Source organism: Salinicola lusitanus, from assembly GCF_003206045.1.
Taxonomy (GTDB): domain Bacteria; phylum Pseudomonadota; class Gammaproteobacteria; order Pseudomonadales; family Halomonadaceae; genus Salinicola; species Salinicola lusitanus.
Map to the genome: position 1 here is coordinate 349,894 of NZ_PZJM01000002.1, position 22,007 is coordinate 371,900.

Below are 22,007 nucleotides of genomic sequence, written 5' to 3' on the forward strand. Positions count from 1 at the left end.
ACGCGAAGCACGGCTTGACGTCCCCCACACGGGGTGAACATCAAGCCGCTTACTTCAGCGTGTCGCTCAGACCCGAATCAGCTCGGCAATGGCGCTGGCATCCGGCAAGTCGGTGACCGACCAGGCGGTACGGATCAAATTATCCTGCGCTTCCGGGGAGAGTACGCCATTGCAGCAGGAGCGGACTTTGCCCTCCAGTTCCGCATCGGTCAGGGGATTTTCTGGCCCACCCCGATAGCGCTCATCGGCCCAGCCCGAGATTTCGTGGCCGTCCTTCAGCTGGATCGTGATGCGCGAGCGCATCTTGTCGAAGCCCTGGCCCTCGATTTCTGCGTCAAACTCGGTACGAATGCGCCGTTGCATATCCTGCATGGCCTGGGAAGCCACGAACTCATCCGAGAACTCACGCTTACCGGCCTGACGGTCCAAGGCGATCATGGCCAGAGCGGCCGGCAACGAGAACTTGGCCTGCAGGTGGTTGGCCGCGACCGGATAACGAATCGGGTTGAGAATGTTGCTTCCCGCATGGACGGTGACCTGTTCGATATTGTCCGGGGCGACATCGCCTTCGGTGACAAGCCGCAACATCAGGTCGATGGTCGGGTGAGTCAGCACGCCGCAAGGATAAGGCTTGATCGAGACGCCCGGTTCGATGATGGTCCAGACCCTGCCGAAACCCTGTTGCAGTTTTTCGGCGCTCACCCCCCCACCCTGTACGGCCATGAATCCCCAAGGACCATCGAGCGCATCAGGATCGGCCGTGAAGCCCCGCTCCGCCAACAGCGCCGCGGTCACTCCATTTTCCGACGCGCGCCCGACGTGGAGCGGTTTGGTCATAGTGCCGAAGTTGCAACGGATACCGGCGGCCAGGCTGGCGGCGATGCCGAAGCCATGGCGTAGCTTGTCGCCGCTCAGTCCTATCAACTTGGCAGCACTGGCGAAAGCACCGAAGGTTCCGACGGTACCGCTGGAGTGCATGCCCCGCATATAGTGCTGCGGCAACATCCATTCGGAAATCTTGCACTCGACCTCGAAACCGGTGAGGAACGCTTCCATGAAGCGAGTTCCTGTCACGCCACCCAGCTTCTGGCTCATTACCAGGGTCGCGGTCAGCGATGGAATGGTCGGGTGAGTGAGCAGACCGTAGATATGGTCCGGATCCTTGCTAACCTGGCTGTCGTCCCAGTCATGGGCATGTCCGGCCGTACCGATCACGCGCGCTGCCATTGCCGCTGGCACCTTGACCTCGCCCTTGCTGAGCAGGTAGGCATCGGCACGCCCCTGGGTATCTTCCGCTTCGTCAGCGAGCAGGCGCACCGTCTGCTCTTCGGAACCCGCCACGAAGAGCCCCAGCCCGTCGAGCAGACAACGCGTCCCGATGCGCACCGCCTCCTCGGGTATATCACTGAATCGGACACCTTCGATGAAGGCCACGGCTTCTGCCGTGATGTGCGTTTGTTCAGGCATTTTAGCGAATACGTTATTGGCAACTGACATGGATGACTCCTTTCTTCGAATGATGAAAGACGCGAAGGCCCCCGTAGGGAGGGACCGCGCGAATCGGTGCATGAGAGGGCTAGCCGAAGTAACGACCGCCGTTGAGGTGGAAGGTCTGCCCGGTGATGTAGCGCGCCTGCGGCCCGGCCAGAAAGCCGACGGTCGAGGCAACTTCGTCAGGTCGCCCCAGGCGAGCGGCGGATACGCTCGCCCCGTGGAGGTGCGGTGGCGGCGAGCCGGCTGCTCGCTGCGTCTCGATCTGGCCCGGCACGACACAGTTCGCGGTGATACCGCGTCCCGCCAGTTCCACCGCCAGCGCCCGCGTCAGCCCGACGACGCCCATCTTCGAGGCGATGACGTTGGCCCGCTCCGCCGCGCCGACATGCGCACTCAGTCCACCGAAGGTGATGATCGAAGCCTCGCGGGATTCGCCCAGCAGCGATAAAGCCGCATGAACGGTATAGAAGGCGCCGTCGAGATTGACGCCCATCACCTCGCGCCAGTCTTGCGGCGTAATTCGTTCGAGGGGCTTGTGCGGGCGAACCGCCGCGCAGCAGACCAAGCAATCCAGCCTGCCGAAGCGGTGATCGAGCTGCGCCACGGCGGCCCTGATCGAGCCGGGATTTGCCACATCGGCAGCGACACCCAACGCTTGCTGGCCCGCCGCCTCGATGGCGGCCAAGGTCGACTGCATGGACTTGCCGTCTGCCCTGGCTACGATCGCGACATCGGCACCCTGGCGGGCCAGTTCGATCGCCACCGCTCGGCCGATGTTACGGCTACCTCCCGTCACCAAGGCGACCTTGCCCGCCAATGCTCTGTCCGTAGACATCACTTGGCCCCCTTGCTGGCAGCAGAACGAGGGCGACGAAAGCGTCGCAGCCAACCGAAAACAGGCTGATAGAAGAGGCTGAAGGCGGCCAGCAGGAAGAAACCGATAGCGATCGGACGATCCAGGAAACGCCAGGCATCGTGATCGAAGATGATCATGGACTGAGCCAGCGAGTTCTCGACCAACGAACCGAGCACGACCCCCATGATGATTGGCGCGGCACCGAAGCCGTAGCGCTTGAGCCAGAAGCCAGCGAAGCCTGCGATCAGCATGATCATGACGTCGACCATGCTTTGGTTGACGCCATACGCTCCCACCACGCACAGCGCGAACACCGTCGGCCACAGGAAAGTCCGTGGGATCAGGGAAATACGCGAGAACAGCCTGGCGCCCACCAATCCGAATACCAGAAACACGACGTTGGCCAAGAACATGGCGGCAAAGATCGAGTACAGCAGATCCGGCTGATTCTCGAACAGATAGGCCCCCGGGCGGATGCCATGAATCTGGAGCCCGCCGAGGATAACGGCCGCCGTGGCCGAGCCGGGAATGCCAAGCGCCAGTGTCGGTACCATCGAACCACCCGTGGCGGCGTTGTTGGCAGCTTCCGGGCCCGCGATCCCTTCTATCTCTCCGGTGCCGAACTTGTCGCCGTTCTTGGACCACCGCCGCGCCTCGTTATAGCCGATCATCGCGGCCATGGTGCTGCCTTCGGCGGGCAGGATACCGATGAAGGTACCGATACCCGATGAGCGAAGAATCGTCGGCCAGACCCGCTTGAAATCGGTAACGGATGGCAACTTGATGGCATTGAGCGAGATACGCTCCAGTACCTTGTCGCGGACATTGGCCTGGGATAGCAGTTCGGCAATCGCGAATAGGCCGATCAGGATCGGAATGAAGCTGATGCCTTCGTAGAGTTCGGGGATGCCGAAGGTGAAGCGCTCCACCCCGGTGGTCAGATCGACCCCCACGGTCGCGATCAGCAGCCCGAACGCCCCGCCGATCAGGTTCTTGACCGGAGACTTGCCGCTGATGGATGCCAACATCGAGAGGCCGAATACCGCTAGCGCGAAATATTCCGGCGGCCCGAAAGAGTGGGAAATCCGGGCCAGCGCCGGCGCCGCCAGCACCATCACGATCAACGACAATATCCCACCGATGACACTGGCGACGGCGGCCATGCCGAGCGCCCGGCCCGCCTCTCCTCGCTGGGCCATGGGATAGCCGTCGAACGCCGTCGCCGCCGCCGGTGGCGCGCCCGGCGCGTTGATGAGAATGGCCGTGATCGAGCCGCCGAAGGTCCCTGCGCAATACAGCGCAGCGAGCATCGAGATGGCGGGAACCGGGTCGAGATAGATCGTGAATGGCAGCAGCAGCGCCACCGCCATGGAGGAGCTGAGGCCCGGCAAAGCACCCACCAGTACCCCGACGATAGTCCCCAACAGAATGACCGCCAGCGACATCGGATCGATGAGAATGCTAAATCCCGTCAGTATGTGTTCCATAAACGTTTCCGTTACTCAGGACAGCCAGGGTGAGAGGATTCCCTGCGGCAGCCGAAGCTGCAGCGCATGAGTGAAAAGCAGATAGATCATTACCGGTGTGCAGACGGCGTAGATCACGATCCGTCCCAGACGGCGCTCACCCCATAGCAGTGGGATCAGCAGGCAGGTCAGCGCCATGGTCAATGTCAGGCCGAGAATCTCGAACAGCAGAAATGCAGCCAGCAGCAGCCCGGCCGTTACCCACATGCGCCAGGAAATGACCGGCTTGTCCTCCTCGACGTGGCCATATCCCTGATAGAGCATCACCAGGGTCAGCACCGCCATCACCCCCAGAATCAGACGTGGCATGGCGGTGGCCTGCATGCCCTGGGCAAAGAGGGCCGGCACCGTCGAGAAGGTCGTGGTTATCCAGTAAAGCGCGACGACCATGACCAGGAGTACGACTCCCGGCAGGAGATCTCTCCAGCGGCTCAACATGGTGGAAACTCCGAGTTGGAACAGAGGGATTGGCCGAGGCCGGTAAGTCAGAAGCGAGCCGAGGCCGATGGATCACCGAGCCAGGCCCAGGTCCTGCATCGTCTCCTGGCCAGCCTTGTACATCCGACGGATCTGGCTGTCCCAGTCAGCGGCGTCCTCGATACTGGTTTCGTCGAGTCCGATGCCTTTCAGGTAGTTCTGGTAGCGGTCGCTCTCCATTCCCTTGAGCATCGCCTTTTCCAGAATTTCCTGGCGAGCCTTGGGCGTACTCTTCAGCACCACGTAGCCGCGGACGGTGGAGAACGAGATATCCAGACCTTTTTCGCTAAGCGTTGGTACGTCCGGTAGCGCCTTCATACGATCGTCGGCCATGACGGCAAGAGGACGGAAATCGCCGGCGGCGATCTGATCCCGAGTTTCGGAAATATTGAGCCCCGCTGCATCGATGTCGCCCCGGGATAGAGCGGCGGCGAATTCGGCGCCACTATCGAAGGGCACGAAAGAGACCTTCATCCCTGCCGCCTTGGCGAAGCTCATGGCGGCAATGTGATCGACTCCTCCGATCTGGGTACCACCCCACTTGATCACGCCGGCCCTCCCCGCCTCGATGAGATCGTGAATGGACTTGTACCGGCTGTCTCCGCGAACCATGACGATGATCGGATCATCGGTAGCGCGCGCCAGGCCCTGGATATCGTCGATATCGAGTGGCGAATTCCCGCGCAGCATGGTGAAGAGGTGCGTGGGCGTGATCGCCATGACCGTATAGCCATCGGCGGGCTTGCTCTTGACGTAACTCATGGCAACCGAGCCGCCACCGCCTTTCTTGTTCTGGACGTAGACGTTGGTACCCAGTTGCGCTTGGGTCGCCAATGCCACGATTCTCGCCGTGGTGTCGGTTCCGCCCCCCGGAGAGGTGTGAACGACGATCTCGATCGGCTCGGAAGGGAAGTCGTCGGCTCCCGACGTGGCGCTAAACGCGAGAGCGGCTGTGGCCAGACTTGTCATTAACAAGCCTGACTTCATCCAATGGCGCATCGTTATTCTCCCGTTATGTACTTGTTGGGCATCGCTCATCGAGCAACTGTAAACTGTTAACAGTTTACGATAGACAGACTATTCGACCGGTCGGCCCTTCTGTACTAGACAATGGTCTAGCCAGGGGGATTAGGGTCGTAGTCGAGAGGAGGGAGTCGGGCTGGGAGCATTCGCCGCATCAGCGACAGCGCCAGGCACGCCGAAACTCGAGACGTGAGGCAGTCGCGCAGATGTGGACCTGTGGCAACGCGGGGGCGACATCGATGATCGCCACCAGGGAACGTTCGGATTGAACGGCGGTAAGCTAGCCAAGCGGCCTGCAGGAAAAGCGGTTAGCGCGAAAAGCCAGTTGAAGACGCGGCGACGACAGGAACCAAGGGGATAGCAGCTTATGACTCCTCGAGGGTGCCAACCATTCGCTGCCAGCCGCAAATGACATGCTGACGCAAGGCTTCGGCCGCCTCGGAGCCATTGCGCCGGCGTAAAGCTTCGACGATTTTCACATGTTCCTCGTTCGAGGCCCGGAGGTTGCCATGCTGCAGGAGCCCGCGACGCCGGAAGAGATGCAACTGCTTGACGATATCACCGTAATAACGTTCCAGCGCCGGATTATCGGCGTTGGCCACCATCGTGTTATGGAATTCCAGATTGAGGTTGTAGTACGTGCTCAGGTCGTCTTCCTCGACGGCCCGCGCCATACGCTCGACCAGGCGCTGCAACTCGTCGAGCGTCTCATCGCTCGCCCGTTCGACAAGCAGCTCACCCACCAATGCCGTCAATGCTCGCCTCACCTCGTAGAGAGCACGAGCCTCTTCAAGACTCATCTCACGGACATAGGCCCCTTGATTGGCCACGTTACGGATCAGACCAGCGTTTTCGAGACCCCGACAGGCCTCTCGAATCGGCCCCCGACTGATATTGAAGCGTGCCGCCAGTGCACTCTCGTTGATGCGGTCACCCGAAGATAGCTCGCCAGAGATGATCATGTTCTCGATCGCTTCACGGACGATCGATGTCAGCGTGCTCGATCGGCGCTGACCAATCTGATCCATGGTGGTATCCAAGGCTATTCCCTCATCTGTGGCGTGGCACGCCGAAGTGTAAACTGTCGACGATACCCAGTCCATCGACGTCGAACCTTATTGACAGTGCCAGCATTCGAGCTCTTTGGCCCTTCCCTCGGCACCATTGGAGCCCCCCCGCCGTGGCTATCCGCCGTCTCGCAAGATCGATCAACGTCTCATGATCACAATCGCGCTCCTCGGCGGAGATTGCTTCGGCACGAATGTACGGTCACGGAACATCGAGCCCTACGAAAGTATCTGAAATTTCTTTCGCTCCAGGACTACACTTTCTTTGTTTCTTGTCGTTAACTTATGTTAATTCGGCAGTAACAGCGGCCGTAGGTCAGTTTCCAGGGGCGACCATGAACGACATCCTCTCGGAAACGACCAAAGATCGATTTCTGGTTGCTTCCCTGCGGCCGCTTCGACCCGGCATGGCAAACGGTCCTCCCTGACGGTTTTCCATCGCCGGGTTTCTTTTGACCGCTCCTCTCTCCCCGCAGATGACAGCCCTGGACACTCACCGGAGCAGACAGCCAGACCCGCTCATCGATTTCAGACAGCACCTAGCGTTGCCGAGTGTAACGGCGAATCGAACACCCGGATAATTTGAATAAGTATCTTACTGTTTTCATTAATTAATTTGTTATGTAACTTTTGTTTTCATTTTACCTATCCCCTTTCTGCCATATAACGGCCACAATGTTTCCCATGCACTGCTCGGACGGAAAAGATCCCGTCCAGTTGCAACTGGGTTCATGGTCACAGTTCGCAGGGAGCAGCATCTTCAGGCCCGTAAGCAAGTCATCATCAGAATGACGCTTATCGGGCCGTTTTTTTTGGTCCAGCGCTGCCGCATGGCACGGGCGTGACCGAGGCCTCGTTCGCCCTGGTGCCCACGCGCCCTCCGGGGGATGGTCTCCGCCTGAATAGCGATTGCGACCGTTTATTGTGGCGAGTACGTGTGCGACTACACCGGATGCGTCACTTCGCCTGCCCACTGTCGCGCCGTCGATCGCCTGGATTGCATGGCGATCCTGTATCCACTTGTACAGAAAGGATCTTTGACCGGACGGCGAAGACAGGCGTCGTGACTTTGTTGACGCCAACGAAAAAAGCCACCCGAAGGTGACTTTTCAGCGATACCTAAACCAATGAAACCAATGGCTTTTTGGTGCCGGTAAGTGGACTCGAACCACCGACCTACGCATTACGAATGCGTTGCTCTGCCAGCTGAGCTATACCGGCCAGGCGGCGCCTATCATAATCACCAAATCCGTGGCGGACAACTAAGGCGACGCTTCCGATATCGTCTGCCGCGCCTGAGTTCTCGGAACGCTCACTTCATGCCGGGCGCAGCGACCGGACCATCCCCGCCCGGCGGAACGCCGGCGTCCAGCACGAGACCGCCACCCAGCGCCTGGACGAGCTGCACCGAGCGGTCGAGGCGCTGGGTGTTGATCTGGGTCAGGCTCTGTTCGGCCGTTAGCAACTGCTGCTCGCTGCTGAGCACGTCGAGATAGTCTGCCAGCCCGGCGCGGTAGCGCTCCTCGGCCAGCCCGTAGGCGGAGCGGGCGCTTGCCAGGGCCTGCTGCTGACTCTGGCGCTGACGCTCCAGCGATTGCAGCGTCGTCACGTCGTCCGCGACTTCTCCCAGCGCGGAGACGATGGTCTTGTTGTATTGCGCCACGGCCAGGTCGTACTCGGCATCGGTGCTTTCCAGATTGGCGCGAAGCCGGCCACCTTCGAAGATGGGCAGCGAGATGGCAGGCGTGACGCTGCCGGACTTGGCCGCCTCACTGAAGAAGTAATCCCCCAGCACCGAGCGAAATCCCGCCATCGCCGAGAGATTGATATTGGGATAGAACTGCGCCTTGGCCGCATCGATGCTGCGAGAGGCGGCTTCGACCCGCCAGCGTGCGGCGACGACATCCGGCCGGTGGCCGATCAGGTCGGCAGGGATCACGCTGGGCAGCGCGGCAATGGCGGGCGACAGCGAGTCGGGCCGTGGAATCGTTTCGCCACGGTCAGGCCCCTTGCCCAGCAGGATGGCGAGGGAAATGCGCTCGCTGCGGATCGACTGCTGCGCCGACTCCAGCGCCTGCCGTGCGCTGGCGGCGGTCACCTGCGACTGCAGGCTCTGGGTCTGGTTGTTGAGTCCGGCCTGGAGCAGTTCATCGTTGATGTCGTTGATCCGCAGGGCTCGGTCCAGTTGGCGCTGGGCGACATCGCGGCGGGCATAGGCATCGGCGAGACTGACGTAGGCGCGTGCCACGTTGACCGACAGCGTCAATCCGGCGGCACGGTATTCGATCTCCTGGGCGCGGGCTTCTCCCAGCGCGGCTTCCCAGGCGGCACGGGCGCCGCCCCACAGGTCGAGATCGTAGTCGAAGGAGAGCAGCAGCGAGCGCGAGGTGGAGTAGAAGTTGCCCTGCCCGAGCGGGTCTTCGACCTTGGAGACGCGCGAGCGCGAGATTTCGGCGGAGGCATCGATGCTGGGGAGTTCGTCGGCCCTTGCCGAGGCGATGGCAGCGTTGGCGGAACGTAGCCTCGCCTGCGCCACTGCGATGTCCGGAGAGTCGCTCAAGGCTTCCTGGATCAGCGTATCGAGCATCGGATCCCCCAGCCGCTTCCACCAGTCGGCATCGGGCCACGCGGCCGGTGATACCGGTGAGCGGCCAAGCACCTGACTGGCACTCAATTGGCTGATGGGCGTCAGCGTCTGCTGTGGTTCGATCCCGGCGTAGTTGGCACAGCCTGCCAGCAAGGTCCCGGCGAGCGTGGCGCCAGCGGCCCATCGGACCGTGACACCAGGGAATGGAGAGAAGTCAGACATCCGTGCCCTGATCCAAAGAGTTCCAAAAATTAATTAGCACTATAACAATAATATGACTCAGCCATCCACTGACGCGCCGCGCTTGGGCGGTTCGGGAACCACCTCGCCCGCCGTGTCCTCGCGTGACGCCATTTCGGCCTCTTGTTGCTGCTCCTGACGGAACAGCGACCAGACGACGATGAACAGTGCGGCGATCAGCGGCCCGAGCACGAAGCCGTTGATCCCCAGCAGGGTCATTCCGCCGACGGTCGAGATCAGCACCACGTAATCGGGCAGCTTGGTCTCCTTGCCCACCAGCGGTGGGCGCAGGAAGTTGTCGACGAGCCCGATGACCACCACGCCGACAAATACCAGGATCACGCCTTTCACGTAGGCCCCGCTGAGCAGCAGGTATGCCGCTACCGGCACCCAGACGATCGCCGAGCCGATCGCCGGCAGCAGCGACAGGAACGCCATCATCACGCCCCACAGCAGCGCAGCTTCGATACCCAGCGCCCAGAACGCCACGCCGCCGATCGCCCCCTGGACGATGGCGATGATCACGTTACCTTTCACGGTGGAACGCACCACGGCAGTGAATTTCTCGATCAGCTTGGAGGTGTACTCGTCACTCAGCGGAATCGTCGTGCGAATCAGTTGCCCGAGCGAGCGCCCGTCCCGGAAGAGGAAGAACAGCAGATAGAGCATGATGCCGGCGCTGACCAGAAACTGGAGGGTGTTCTGCCCGATGCTCAGCATATGCGTGGCGATCAGCCGACTCCCCTGCTCGAGCGCCGAAGCCAGGCGGTTGCTGATATCGGAGAAGCTCCCGAAGCCCGCGTCCCCCAGCCAACTCTGAACCGAAGCCGGTAGCGACCCTTGGAACTGCTGGATGTACTGGTTGAAGTCGATATCGCCGCTGCCCACGCGCTGGTAGACGCTAGCCCCCTCACGAACCAGGGCACCGAAGATCAACGACATGGGAATGATGACGATGAATACGCACGCCATCACGCTGATGAGCGCGGCCCAGTTGTTCCGACCCTTGAGCCGGATGACCAGACGCCGATGCATGGGTTGGAAGAGGATCGCCAGAATCACCGCCCATAGCACGGCACCGTAGAAAGGCAGCAGCAGCCATACGAACGCGATGGACACTAGCGTCAGCAAGAGAATGAACGCTTTGTGTTGGCTCAGAGAACTCATGGGGATTCCGAATTGAAGGGTCACTGACGCTAAGCATAGCGTCCTCGACACCTTGGCGTTCAACTAAGAATGCCGACAATTCGATCTTGCCCGGTTCAGGCGCTCCAGCCACCCTCGCCAGACGGCAACGAAGAAGCGCCAAGCCTCACGGCTGAGCGCTGGTACTGACCCATCATCCTTGATGTCGAACCACGCGTCCTGCGCTTCGCTTCCCTGCTGATCGACACCTTCCCGGTGTCGCATCGCCACTCTAGCCCCCGGTAGATGACAGAACGTTAACAACGAGGTGAATCTACCCGGGATGAATGTCCCGATTTCAGCAACCTGTGAGATTACAAAAAATTTCAATTTTCACGACTGGCCGCCGGCTCAGCTGATTCAGGGACTTACCAGGCACTGTTTAACACAGGATAATAAGACATCGAATTCAATGCCGTACAACCCTTGTACACCCTCAATCGCTATGCCAGCATGAAATCGTGAAGTCGGCATGGAAAGCCGGAACGATCGGGCAGGGATGCCCGGCACGTGGCGACAAGGATTTGCCGCCATCTGGTCAATCAGGAAGACCAACGTCCAAGCCAAGGAGGGCTGATCGTGAAAGATACCATTGCTTGCACCCGCTGCGGTCATACCCAGCCGGTTCTCTTCGAATCGCACACCGAGTGGGATGAAATCAGCTGCATCGAATGCGGCGAATTTCTCGATACCGTCGGTCATTGGAAGGATATCCATGCGCCCAGCTACTCGGTACAGATTCTCAACCAGTGCCGCAGTCTGACGTTGAAGATGTCGCGCGAGAAGGACCTGTCGTACCGCCCCCCGAATGACCATCACCTCGATTTGAGGGAATCGGCATGATGAAAGTCACTCTGGATCTCACTTGCTCCGTTTGTGGTCATCAGCAGTTTCATTTGCCGGTCAACAGCCAGCAGGGTTCCAATGTCCGCTGTGCCAATTGCAGCGCCTTCAAATGCAAGATATTGGATCTGGAGAAAGCGCTCAGCGCGGTGAACCGGCTATCCGCTAGAGGCCAGCCTGCAGCAGCATGACGCGAACCATCATTTGACAAGCCGCCTTCAAGAGGCGGTTTTTTGCGTCTCCAACCATAATGAAAAAATCCGTTAGCGGTTCCGACAAAGGATCCAGACCATGGTCGATATCGAGCAGCTGAAAAGTCACATCAGAGACGAGGTCGGTGCTTGCCAACAGCGCCTGAGAGAGTTCAGGCAACAGCTGGAATCCCGTAAACAAGACCTGTGTCTATTGCAGAGAAACATCGAAGAGTGGGTCGATGCACTGGGGCTGGAAGACATCGATCGTCGCTACGATGAACAGACCCATACGCTGGAAAAGTTCGACGAAACCTTCGAGCTGACGCTTCAGAAACTGACACTCTCCTTTGGCAGCTGCAAACTGCATGTCGCTCCCGAGGAGCAGTACCTCCATGGTAGTCGCGTACTGTTGTATTCATCCGCCGATGAAGACGACATCAAGGAGATCATCAAGTCGGAAGGCGAATACTACTTCACTGAGCTGCAGTTCGGTCAGAAGCGGGACCTTTCGCGCTACGACCAGTTGACCGATGTCTCGTTCTACAAACTGCTCTATCGCTGGCTCCGTACTTGAGGCCATCATGATCGGATGGCCGAGCCCAGGGTCCTCCACCATCGTGGCGCGGACCTTCAGCCACAAAAAAGCCCCGATCGAAATCGGGGCCAAGGAAAGGTTCCGCAGGGAGCGAAACGACGGCTAGTCTAGCCAAGATACCTCTCGGCAAAAGCCCGACGAGAGCAGGCTTTGGCCTGCAATTCCATCTTCACTGCCGTGTCGACTCGATTCGACTTATGCCTGGAGCGTCAGCGAAACCCATGAATTCCGCGACCGACTCCCTCTGCGCCCGCAGCTTCTCGCCAACAGTCTGAAACCTCAGGTCTTTCTAGGCCGCCCCTGCGGGCCGATGGGGCGGTCCAATGCGATCTCGATCGCACGATCCCGGTCAAGACCGCCTTCGATGAGTTTCTTGAGGCGTGTCTTGAGTGTGCCCGCTGGCATTTTTCCCATCGTTGCCCTGGTCGTAAGACTCCCCTCCTTAGGAGCATTTCTCTTTTTTAGAACGAGCACTCGCTGCTCGTGCGGGGTGATCTTCATCGTAACTTCCTTGGAGGCGCTAGCCCCCTGTTCTCGAGTGAGAGGAAAACGATATGGTCGGGAGATTCGAACGGTATGGCTCGACGGTGTCGAGCTCCTCGAAACTAGCCGCTTCTCACACCGCTGACTACTCCTTTTTCGGCAAAACGTTCAGCTTGCGCAGCGCATCTCGCCTCGTCGCGCCGGAAGCCCCGGCTGGCACCGAAGTTGGCATTCGCTAATTCGCTATCCTGCACCCATACTGACTTCACGATCTGCTCGGATTCTCGCCAGGCGCGTGCCGATCCTCCAAGATCGGCCTGCACCTCCCGTGACGCCTCACCTCGTAGCACGCCGCGACCGTCGGTCGCGACGCTTTTCAACTCGACACTCGACGAACTTTCGAGTGGCACCGCCTAACGCCAGCAGGCGTGCCCCATTCTTCACCATGGCATGGCGTTACCGCCTCGACCCGAGCCCTGCCCCCTCGGTCGGCGGCAGGAGATCACCAATGCATCGATGCAACGGCTTGCCGATTACTCTCTCCCGCGCCTCATCGCGTGGATATCAACCATGAATGCCTGGTGGCGGCGGGGCAACACCAGTGCCGACCCACCGCCTCCCTGGAATTCCAGGGCCCCGGTCCGCGAAGAGCTGTTCGGCCCGGAGCGGCTCGAGCAGCACGCACAGAGTCTTGCGCTGGCGCAGTCGGTCACCCTGCGCCCGCCAGCAGTCCTGCCCTTGCATCGACGACTTCTCGACAACACGGTGGCGCTGGCCGCGGCCTACCGCAGCATTGCCGACGAAGTCGCCCAGCGCCGCAGCATCGTGCCAGCCGCGGAGTGGCTACTCGATCACTACCACCATGTCGAGAAACACGTCAGCGATATCGGAGAAGATCTACCACCGGGTTACTACCGCCAGCTGCCCAAGCTGGCCGACGGCCCCTTCGCCGGCTACCCACGAGTGCTGGGCCTGACCTGGGCCTACGTCGCCCATACCGACAGCCATTTCGACCCCCTCACCTTGGCCCGGTTCATCAACGCCTACCAGCGCTCGGAAGCGCTGACCATCGGTGAGTTGTGGGCGATCGCCATCAGCCTGCGACTGGTTCTGGTGGAAAACCTGCGACGGCTCTCGGACCAGATCGTCCATGCGCGGGAAGCCCGGGCCGAGGCCGATACCCTGTGCGAAAGCCTGCTGCGGCGTGAGGCCGATGGCCGTTCGCTGCAAGCGTACGCCTACCTCGACATCAGCGAGCCTTTCGCCGCCCACTTCTACGCCCAGATGGTCAAGCGCCTCAGGGATCAGGATCCCGGCAAGGTGCCGGCGCTGGCCTGGCTGGAGCAGGAGTTCACTCGCCAGCACACCTCGATCGCCGCCGTGGTGCACAACGCCCAGCAACGCCAAGGTGCGTCCAACGTCAGCGTGCGTAACGTGATCACCAGCCTGCGTCACATCGCCGATTTCGACTGGGCGACCCTGGTCGAGCAGGTCAGCCTGGTCGACCAGCGCCTGCGCGCTGGCAGCCGCTTCGCCGAGATGGACTTCGCCACCCGCGACCGCTATCGCAATGCCATCGAGCAACTGGCCCGCGGCTCGCACCGGGACGAGCTACTGGTGACCGAGCAGGCACTGGCCGCCGCGCGGGCCGAGCTTGCCCCGGATTGCCAGCCGGCCGAGGCGGAACGACGCACCGATCCGGGGTATTACCTGATCGCCGACGGTCGTCGTGAACTGGAGCGATCGCTCGGCTTCCGTCCGCCCATGGCACTGCGAATTCGACGGGCCGTGCTGAAGCTGGGCTTGACGGGCTACGCCTGCGCCACCAGCCTGATCACGCTGCTGCTGCTGGGGCTGGCGGTGTGGGCGCTGGCAGCGGCCGGTCTGACACCGGGGTGGCAACTGGCGTGGCTGGTACTGATTGTCCTGCCCGCCTACGAGGTGGCGACGGCGCTGACCAACCGCGCCCTGGGCGAAGGTGTCGGCGGCGAGGCGCTGCCCGGTCTGGCACTCGAGGAGGGCGTTCCCGCTACGCTCAGAACGCTGGTCGTGGTACCGGCCATGCTGACCGATTCGGTCGCGCTGCGTGAACTGATCGAGCGTCTGGAAGTGCACTATCTCTCCGGCACCGGCGGCGATCTCACCTTCGCCCTGCTGCTGGACGGCCGCGACGCCGATACCGCCGAACTCGCCAGCGACGACATCCTGCTCGCCAGTGCGGTCGACGCCATGGCGCACCTCAACCAGCGTCATGGCCCTGGTCCGGCAGGCCCGCGCTTCCTGCTGCTCTATCGTCGCCGACTCTACAATGCCAGCGAGGGCTGCTGGATGGGTTGGGAGCGCAAGCGTGGCAAGCTGACCGAGCTCAACCGCTTGCTGCGTGGCGCCGACGATACCTCCTACATCGACGTCGCCGGCCACACGCCCTGGGTACCGTCCGACGTGCGCTACGTGGTGACACTGGACAGCGATACTCGCCTGCCTCGCGATACAATCACCAGGCTGGTCGGCAAGATGGCGCACCCGCTCAATCAGCCGGTCTTCGGGCCCAACGACCGGGTCGTTCGCGGGCACGCCATTCTCCAGCCCCGGGTGACGCCTTCGCTGCCCATCGGCCGCCAGGGCTCACGCTACCAGCGGCTGTTCTCCGCCCCCGGCGGCATGGACGTCTATACCGCCGCGGTATCGGATCTCTACCAGGATCTGTTCGGCGAGGGATCGTTCGCGGGCAAGGGAATCTACGCCGTGGACGCCTACGAGCGCTCCCTGGTAGGCCGAATTCCCGAGAACAGTCTGCTCAGCCACGACCTGCTGGAGGGCATCTTCGCGCGGGCCGGTCTGGCTTCGGATGTCGAAGTCGTCGAAGCCTACCCGGAACGTTACGACGTTGCCGCCAGGCGCCAGCACCGCTGGACGCGAGGCGACTGGCAACTACTGCCCTGGTTCTGGGGTAGGCGTTCGGATCGCCAGGCGCTGACCGCCGTCGGCTGCTGGAAGATCGCCGACAACCTGCGACGATCGCTGCTGGCACCTAGCCTGTTCGGCGCGCTGATGATCTCTGCCTGGCTACCGATATCGGCTGCGCTCACCACCCTGGCACTGACGCTGGCCTGCCTGATCATTCCCGCGCTGATTCCGGTCGTTTCTGCGCTCGCGCCCCATCGCCGCGACGGCAATTGGCGCCATCATTGGAGGACACTGGGCCGGGACCTGCGAACCGAAATGGGCCGCTGCCTGCTGAGCCTCGCCCTGCTGGCGGATCAGGCCTGGCAAATGGGTGATGCCATCGTGCGCACGCTGTTCCGCGTCTACATCTCCCAGCGCCATCTGCTGGAGTGGACGACGGCATCGCAGTTGGCCGGCAACGAGCGTCTCGGCGCGGCCGGGTTCGGTCGCGAAATGGCCGGCGGCACCCTGCTGAGCCTGGCACTGGCGCTGCTTCTGGCGATCGTCGAGCCACCGGCCTGGATCGTCATCCTGCCACTGCTGGTACTGTGGCTGGCCGCTCCGCTGATTGCGCTCTGGACCAGCCGCGCGCCCACCGACACCACCGACAACCTGCGTCTCTCTCCGCCGCAAGCGCAGGCATTGCGACGCATCGCGCGACGCACCTGGCAATTCTTCGATACCTTCGTGACCGAGGATTCCCACGCGCTGCCACCAGACAATTTCCAGTTCGACCCCAAGCCGGTCATTGCCCAGCGCACCTCGCCCACCAATATCGGCCTCTATCTGCTGGCCTGCGTATCCGCGCGGGAGTTTGCCTGGATCGGCACCCATCGCGCCGTGGAGCGACTCGAGGCCACGATGGCCACGCTGCTCACGCTGGAGCGCTGCAAGGGCCATTTCTACAACTGGTACGACACCCGAACCCTGGCACCACTCGATCCGCTCTACGTCTCCACCGTCGACAGCGGCAATCTGGCAGGCCACCTGATCACACTGGCCAACGCCTGCGAAGCCTGGGCCGTCCACCCCCACGTCCTCGACCCGCGCAACGGCCTCACCGATACCCTGCTGCTGTGCCGAGAGGACATCGCCACCACCGCATCGCTCGACGCAGAGACACGCACGGCCCTGCTCGACGAGCTGGACGCTCTCTCCTCCCATCTCGAATCGACCGGCTACGGCATCGAGTACTGCGATGCCCTGCGTCAGTCGATCGATAGCTGCCTGCACCTGCTGGGCGCGCAGTCCGGCGATACCACCGACGCCGACGCGGCGACCGGGGAAGTCCCGCCTCAAGGCTGGATGCGGATCCTGCAGCGCTGTCTCGACGAACACCGATGCGACGCCGAGAATACCGCGCCCCTGTCCCGGACTGCCCCCGCCCAAGGAGATCCTTCGGAGGCTGCATCCGAGGCCACCCTGGGACGGCGCCTGTCCATGCTGGCAACGCAATCGCGGCGGCTCGCGCTGGAGATGGATTTCCACTTCCTGCTGGTGCTGGAGCGCAAGCTGATGTCGATCGGTTACGCCCCGCGGGAGGATCGGATCGACGAAGGCTGCTACGACCTGCTCGCTTCCGAGGCGCGCCTGGCGAGCCTGCTGGCGATCGCCAAGGGCGACCTGCCCACTCGCCACTGGTTCCGTCTGGGCAGGGCGGTGACACCGCTGAAAGATGGCGTCGCACTGATCTCGTGGTCGGGCTCGATGTTCGAGTACCTGATGCCCTCGCTGGTCATGCGTGCGCCGTTCGGTAGCCTGCTGGAGCAGACCAACCGGCTGGTCGTGACCAGCCAGCGTCTCTATGCCAGGCGCAAGGAGATCCCCTGGGGGATCTCGGAATCCGCCTACAACGCGCGGGACATCGACTTCACCTATCAGTATTCCAACTTTGGCGTGCCGGAACTGGGACTCAAGCGAGGACTCGGCGACAACCTCGTCGTCGCCCCCTACGCCACCGCACTGGCGACCATGGTCGCGCCGCAGGCCGCACTGGAGAACTTCGCCCGCCTGCAAACCATGGAGGCGGAGAGCCACTTCGGCTTCTTCGAGGCGATCGACTTCACCCCGACGCGGCTGCCGATCGACCGGACCTTCGTCATCGTGCGCAACGTCATGGCCCACCACCAGGGGATGACCATCGCCGCCATCGCCAACAGCCTGCTCGAGGGACGGCTGCGCAGCCACTTCCATCGCGAGCCGATCATCCAGGCCAGCGAGCTGCTGCTGCACGAGCGCCTGCCTCGGGAAGTCGCGACCCTGCCATCTCCCAACGATGCCAGGCACGCCGCGCCGTCGAGCACCGCCGCGACAGCAGCGGCGGCGGTGCGACGACACGTCGGCGAGCCATCCTCGTCGCCCCCAGTGACCCACCTGCTATCCAATGGGCGCTACAACGTGATGCTGACCGACGCCGGCGCCGGCTTCAGTCGCTGGCAGCGCCAGGCGATCACCCGCTGGCGCGAGGACGCCACCTGCGATGACTGGGGCAGCTTCATCCTGCTGCGCGACCGGGAGAGCAACATGCGCTGGTCCGCTGGCGCGCACCCGCTGGCCAAGGCAGCCGATTGGCGAGAGGTGGTCTTCGCCGAGGATCACGCCCGTTTCACCCGCCGCGATGGTGAGATCACCACCACACTCGAGGTGCTGGTCTCCGGTGAGGACGATGGAGAGGTACGACGTGTCTCGGTCACCAACGGCGGGCGCCAGGCGCTGACCATCGAACTGACCTCCTACGCCGAGGTGGTGCTGACGCAGCCGCCCGCCGACGACGCCCATCCGGCCTTCGCCAAACTCTTTGTCGAGACCGGTTTCATCGCCGACTACGCCGCATTGACCGCGACCCGACGCCGCAGGGATGCCAGCGAAACTCCGATCTGGGCGGCGCACTTCGCGGTGGTCAAGGGGGAGTGCGAAGCGCCGCAGTACGAGACGGATCGCGCCCGCTTCCTGGGCCGGGGGCGCCAAATCGGCAATGCCCTGGCGCTGACCGGCCAGCCACTGTCGAATACCACCGGCGTGGTGCTGGACCCGATCTTCTCGCTGCGCTACGTGCTGCACATCACGCCGGGACACGTTGCCCACATCGATTTCTGGACGGTGGTCGCCGAGAGTCGTGAAGCGGTGCTGGCACTGATCGACAAGCATCATGACACCAGCGCCTTCGACCGCGCCCGCACCCTGGCCTGGACACAGGCCCACGTGCAACTGCGTCACCTCGACATCGACCTGGAAGAGGCCGCCGACTTCCAACGCCTGGCCGCGCCGATCCTGTACAACGATGCCCGCTTCCGCCCCTCCTCCGATATGCTCGAGCGCGGAATGGCGATGCAGTCCAACCTCTGGCCGATGGGGATTTCCGGCGACCTGCCGATCGTGCTGCTCCGGCTCGGCGATATCGAGGATGTGGCCTGGCTCAAGACCCTGCTCCGTGCCCACGAGTACTGGCGCGCCAAAGGGCTCGGCGTCGACCTGGTGGTGCTCAATGATCGTGCCCACTCCTATCTGGAGGAGTTGCAGGAGGCGATCGAATCGGCCGTTAGCGTCAACCGACCGCCCCCCCATGTCGAAGGCGATCTGGCGCTGGGCTCGATCTACACGCTGAGAGCCAACCAGCTGAATCTGGCCAGCCAAGAGTTGCTGCTGGCCGTGGCTCGTGTGGTGCTGACGGCGCGCAAGGGCGCACTCACCGCTCAGCTCGACGCCCTGTTGGCGCCGCCTTCATCCAGGCCCGCTCTCGACGCGCTGGCTCGAGCCGGCAAACTCGGGTCCGGCGCGGTCAGGGCCGACACCCCGTCTCCCGACGCCGCTCGTGCATCCCTGGCGTACGAGACAGTCGTGATCGGTGGCAACCCCGACACGCCGGCCAGGTCACCGCGACCGGCGGTGGCACCGTCCTCGCGCCCGCCGCTGGGGGACCTGGCCTTTTTCAACGGCACCGGCGGCTTCGACCGTGGCGGGCGCGAATACGTCTGCGTGCTCGACAATGGCGATACCACACCCCAGCCCTGGATCAACGTCATCGCCAATGGCGGTTTCGGCTTTCAGGTCTCGGCGGAGGGTGGCGGCTACACCTGGGCGGACAACAGCCGCGAGAATCAATTGACGCCATGGTCCAACGATCCGGTCAGCGATCTGCCCGGCGAGGTGATCTACGTCCAGGACGCCGACAGCGGCGCGCTGACGACCGTCACCGCGCGCCCTTGTCGCACGCGCCCCGGGCATCAGGCCCGCCACATCACGCGTCACGGTTTCGGCTACACCCGTTTCGAGCACGACACGCCCCAGCTATCCATGATGCTGCTGCAGTACGTGCCGTTGAACGACCCGATCAAGATATCGCGACTGACGCTGGAGAATCGCACCACGACCCCCCGTCGGCTGATAGTGACCGCCTATACCGCGTGGGTGATGGGCACGGCGCGGGCCAGGACCGCACCGTTCCTGGTCTCCCGACACGATAACGTCACTGGTGCGCTATTGATGCACAACCCGTGGAACCAGGCCTTCCCGGGACGGGTCGGGTTCGTCGATCTGGACGGACGCCAGAGTCGCTGGACCGCCGACCGCCGCGAGTTCCTCGGCGGGGGCTCGCTGGCCGCGCCGGAAGCGTTGACCGCGATGCGGTCGTTGTCGGCAAGCAGCGGGGCGGGACACGACCCCTGCACGGTGCAGCAGTGCGAGCTGACACTGGCCCCTGGAGAGACGGTCGAAATCGTGGCGTTCATGGGCCAGGGCAGCGACGACGAGGCCGCTCGAGAGCTGATAACGCGTTACCGAAGTACCGATCTCGACGCCAAGCTGGACGAGGTCGAAGCCTACTGGCAGACGCTGCATGGCGCCTTGCAAGTCAGCACGCCGGATCCGGCCATGGACCTCATGCTCAATGGCTGGCTGACCTACCAGACACTGGCCTGTCGCATCGTGGCGCGCTCGGCGTTCTACCAGGCCAGCGGTGCCTACGGTTTCCGCGACCAGTTGCAAGACGGCATGGCACTCACCTTCGCGATGCCGGCGCTGGCGCGACATCACCTGCTGCGCGCCGCCGGTCGCCAGTTCGTCGAGGGCGACGTACAGCATTGGTGGCTGCCGCACTCTGGCCAGGGCGTGCGCACCCGTATCTCCGACGACCGGGTGTGGCTGGCTTTCGCCACCGCCACCTATATCCAGGCGGCAGACGACACCGCGGTGCTGGATGAGCGGGTCGCGTTCCTGGATGGGCCGCCGCTGGCGCCGGAGGCGCATGACGACTTCGCCCAACCGCGGATAGCCGACGAGACGGCGTCGCTGTTCGAGCACTGCGCCCGCGCGCTGAATCAGGCGCTCGAACGATTCGGCGAACACGGACTGCCGCTGATCGGCACCGGCGACTGGAACGATGGATTCAATCGAATCGGTGATGCGGGCCGCGGCGAGAGCGTGTGGCTGGGCTGGCTACTGCTGCGCACGCTGAGGCTGTTTGCGCCGCTGGCCGAGGCCCGCGATGCGCCGCAAGATCGGGCCCTCGCCCAACGCTGGCGGGAACGCGCCGAGGCGTTGCGCCTGGCGCTGGAAAGCGAGGCCTGGGACGGCGAATGGTACCGCCGCGCCACCTTCGACGACGGTCGATGGCTCGGCACCCACGATAACGATGCCTGCCGGATCGACGCCATCGCGCAGTCCTGGGCGGTACTGTCGGAAGGCGCCGATCCCGAACGCGCCAGCCAGGCCATGGCGTCGGTGTCGCGCCACTTGATCCACCCCGAGCAACGATTGGCGCTGCTGTTCACGCCGGCGTTCGACCAGACCGCCATGGAGCCGGGTTACATCAAGGGATACCCGGCAGGGCTGAGGGAGAACGGCGGGCAATATACTCACGCCGCGATGTGGTCGATCCTGGCGTTCGTCAAGCTGGGCCAGGCCGAACGGGCCTACCGGCTGTTCTCGCTGCTCAATCCGATCAACCACGCCCTGAACCCGGAAGACGTGGCGCGTTACCGCGTCGAGCCTTATGTGATCGCCGCCGACGTCTACTCCGAGCCGCCCCACGTCGGGCGCGGTGGCTGGACCTGGTACACCGGTTCCGCCGGCTGGATGCATCAGGCCGGCGTGGCCGGCATCCTCGGGATCCGCCGCGAAGGTCGCCGCGTGATCGTCTCGCCCTGCATTCCCGACACCTGGCCGGGCTTTTCGGCCACCGTCGACCTCGAGGGGAGCGCCTGCGTGATACGCGTCGAGCGGCCCTCCGAAGACCGGCCCGCCGGCGCCACCCTGGATGGCGAGCCGCTGCCCGACAGCACCCTCGAAGCCTCGCTGACGCTGGATGGCAAACCTCATCTGCTGATCCTGCGTCTCGCGGAACGCGGGCCCGATCCGGCATGGCCCGGCGCCGTCCCGCGAACCTCGCCGCCACCCGTTGCAAGCGCCGACGGCGGCGGAGCATGAAAGAACGCCGGCGCGAGACCCCACGCCAGGGTAAAGCTGCCCCACACGCGCCAACACTCGCCGATACG

The 22,007-nt window shown here is 62.9% G+C and carries 12 protein-coding genes and 1 tRNA gene; 2 read left to right on the plus strand and 11 right to left on the minus strand.

Annotation, left to right across the window (positions count from 1 at the left end; translation table 11 throughout):
• Positions 1-66 precede the first annotated feature (66 nt).
• The 10 genes from DOM45_RS03440 to DOM45_RS20135 form a co-directional block, all read right to left on the minus strand.
• Positions 67-1,497, minus strand: a complete 1,431-nt coding sequence (locus tag DOM45_RS03440) for an MmgE/PrpD family protein (protein ID WP_110598103.1) — start codon at positions 1,495-1,497, stop codon at positions 67-69.
• Between the two features lie 79 nt (positions 1,498-1,576).
• The gene (locus tag DOM45_RS03445) at positions 1,577-2,329 is read right to left on the minus strand and encodes an SDR family NAD(P)-dependent oxidoreductase (protein WP_110598104.1); all 753 of its coding nucleotides are present in this window, start codon (positions 2,327-2,329) and stop codon (positions 1,577-1,579) included.
• Positions 2,329-3,837: a tripartite tricarboxylate transporter permease gene (locus DOM45_RS03450; RefSeq protein ID WP_110598105.1), complete on the minus strand. Its 1,509-nt coding sequence runs from the start codon at positions 3,835-3,837 to the stop codon at positions 2,329-2,331. Before DOM45_RS03450 ends, DOM45_RS03445 begins: the two co-directional genes overlap by 1 nt.
• Positions 3,838-3,852: 15 nt before the next feature.
• Positions 3,853-4,314: a tripartite tricarboxylate transporter TctB family protein gene (locus DOM45_RS03455; protein WP_110598106.1), complete on the minus strand. Its 462-nt coding sequence runs from the start codon at positions 4,312-4,314 to the stop codon at positions 3,853-3,855.
• Between the two features lie 72 nt (positions 4,315-4,386).
• The gene (locus DOM45_RS03460; RefSeq protein WP_157958341.1) at positions 4,387-5,322 is read right to left on the minus strand and encodes a Bug family tripartite tricarboxylate transporter substrate binding protein; all 936 of its coding nucleotides are present in this window, start codon (positions 5,320-5,322) and stop codon (positions 4,387-4,389) included.
• A 419-nt stretch (positions 5,323-5,741) separates the two neighbouring features.
• Positions 5,742-6,404 (minus strand): GntR family transcriptional regulator, encoded by a 663-nt coding sequence (locus DOM45_RS03465; RefSeq protein WP_162302595.1) that lies wholly within the window; start codon positions 6,402-6,404, stop codon positions 5,742-5,744.
• Between the two features lie 1,184 nt (positions 6,405-7,588).
• Positions 7,589-7,664, minus strand: a tRNA-Thr gene (locus DOM45_RS03470).
• 91 nt (positions 7,665-7,755) lie between these two features.
• Positions 7,756-9,252 (minus strand): efflux transporter outer membrane subunit, encoded by a 1,497-nt coding sequence (locus DOM45_RS03475; RefSeq protein ID WP_110598109.1) that lies wholly within the window; start codon positions 9,250-9,252, stop codon positions 7,756-7,758.
• Positions 9,253-9,309: 57 nt separating this feature from the next.
• Positions 9,310-10,437 (minus strand): AI-2E family transporter, encoded by a 1,128-nt coding sequence (locus DOM45_RS03480; RefSeq protein ID WP_110598110.1) that lies wholly within the window; start codon positions 10,435-10,437, stop codon positions 9,310-9,312.
• Between the two features lie 378 nt (positions 10,438-10,815).
• Entirely contained in the window at positions 10,816-11,157 is a 342-nt protein-coding gene (locus DOM45_RS20135) for a hypothetical protein (protein WP_162302596.1), read from the minus strand.
• Positions 11,158-11,589: 432 nt separating this feature from the next.
• Here DOM45_RS20135 and DOM45_RS03495 point away from each other — a divergent pair, with 432 nt between their 5' ends.
• Positions 11,590-12,066 (plus strand): hypothetical protein, encoded by a 477-nt coding sequence (locus DOM45_RS03495; protein WP_157958342.1) that lies wholly within the window; start codon positions 11,590-11,592, stop codon positions 12,064-12,066.
• Between the two features lie 300 nt (positions 12,067-12,366).
• On the opposite strand, the gene DOM45_RS03500 is transcribed toward DOM45_RS03495, so the two are convergent.
• Entirely contained in the window at positions 12,367-12,588 is a 222-nt protein-coding gene (locus DOM45_RS03500) for a hypothetical protein (protein WP_110598114.1), read from the minus strand.
• A gap of 552 nt (positions 12,589-13,140) precedes the next feature.
• Between DOM45_RS03500 and DOM45_RS03505 the strand changes: the two genes are divergently transcribed.
• Positions 13,141-21,939: a glycoside hydrolase family 94 protein gene (locus DOM45_RS03505; RefSeq protein ID WP_110598115.1), complete on the plus strand. Its 8,799-nt coding sequence runs from the start codon at positions 13,141-13,143 to the stop codon at positions 21,937-21,939.
• Positions 21,940-22,007 lie beyond the last annotated feature (68 nt).

Excerpts from the sequence above, each read along its gene's own strand:
- DOM45_RS03465 (WP_162302595.1), bottom strand. The coding sequence starts at position 6,404 with ATGGATCAGATTGGTCAGCGCCGATCGAGCACGCTGACATCGATCGTC.
- DOM45_RS03495 (WP_157958342.1), top strand. The coding sequence starts at position 11,590 with ATGGTCGATATCGAGCAGCTGAAAAGTCACATCAGAGACGAGGTCGGT.
- DOM45_RS20135 (WP_162302596.1), bottom strand. The coding sequence starts at position 11,157 with ATGACCGACGGTATCGAGAAATTCGCCGCATTCGATGCAGCTGATTTC.
- DOM45_RS03475 (WP_110598109.1), bottom strand. The coding sequence starts at position 9,252 with ATGTCTGACTTCTCTCCATTCCCTGGTGTCACGGTCCGATGGGCCGCT.
- DOM45_RS03500 (WP_110598114.1), bottom strand. The coding sequence starts at position 12,588 with ATGAAGATCACCCCGCACGAGCAGCGAGTGCTCGTTCTAAAAAAGAGA.
- DOM45_RS03455 (WP_110598106.1), bottom strand. The coding sequence starts at position 4,314 with ATGTTGAGCCGCTGGAGAGATCTCCTGCCGGGAGTCGTACTCCTGGTC.
- DOM45_RS03450 (WP_110598105.1), bottom strand. The coding sequence starts at position 3,837 with ATGGAACACATACTGACGGGATTTAGCATTCTCATCGATCCGATGTCG.
- DOM45_RS03460 (WP_157958341.1), bottom strand. The coding sequence starts at position 5,322 with ATGACAAGTCTGGCCACAGCCGCTCTCGCGTTTAGCGCCACGTCGGGA.
- DOM45_RS03505 (WP_110598115.1), top strand. The coding sequence starts at position 13,141 with ATGAATGCCTGGTGGCGGCGGGGCAACACCAGTGCCGACCCACCGCCT.
- DOM45_RS03440 (WP_110598103.1), bottom strand. The coding sequence starts at position 1,497 with ATGTCAGTTGCCAATAACGTATTCGCTAAAATGCCTGAACAAACGCAC.
- DOM45_RS03480 (WP_110598110.1), bottom strand. The coding sequence starts at position 10,437 with ATGAGTTCTCTGAGCCAACACAAAGCGTTCATTCTCTTGCTGACGCTA.
- DOM45_RS03445 (WP_110598104.1), bottom strand. The coding sequence starts at position 2,329 with ATGTCTACGGACAGAGCATTGGCGGGCAAGGTCGCCTTGGTGACGGGA.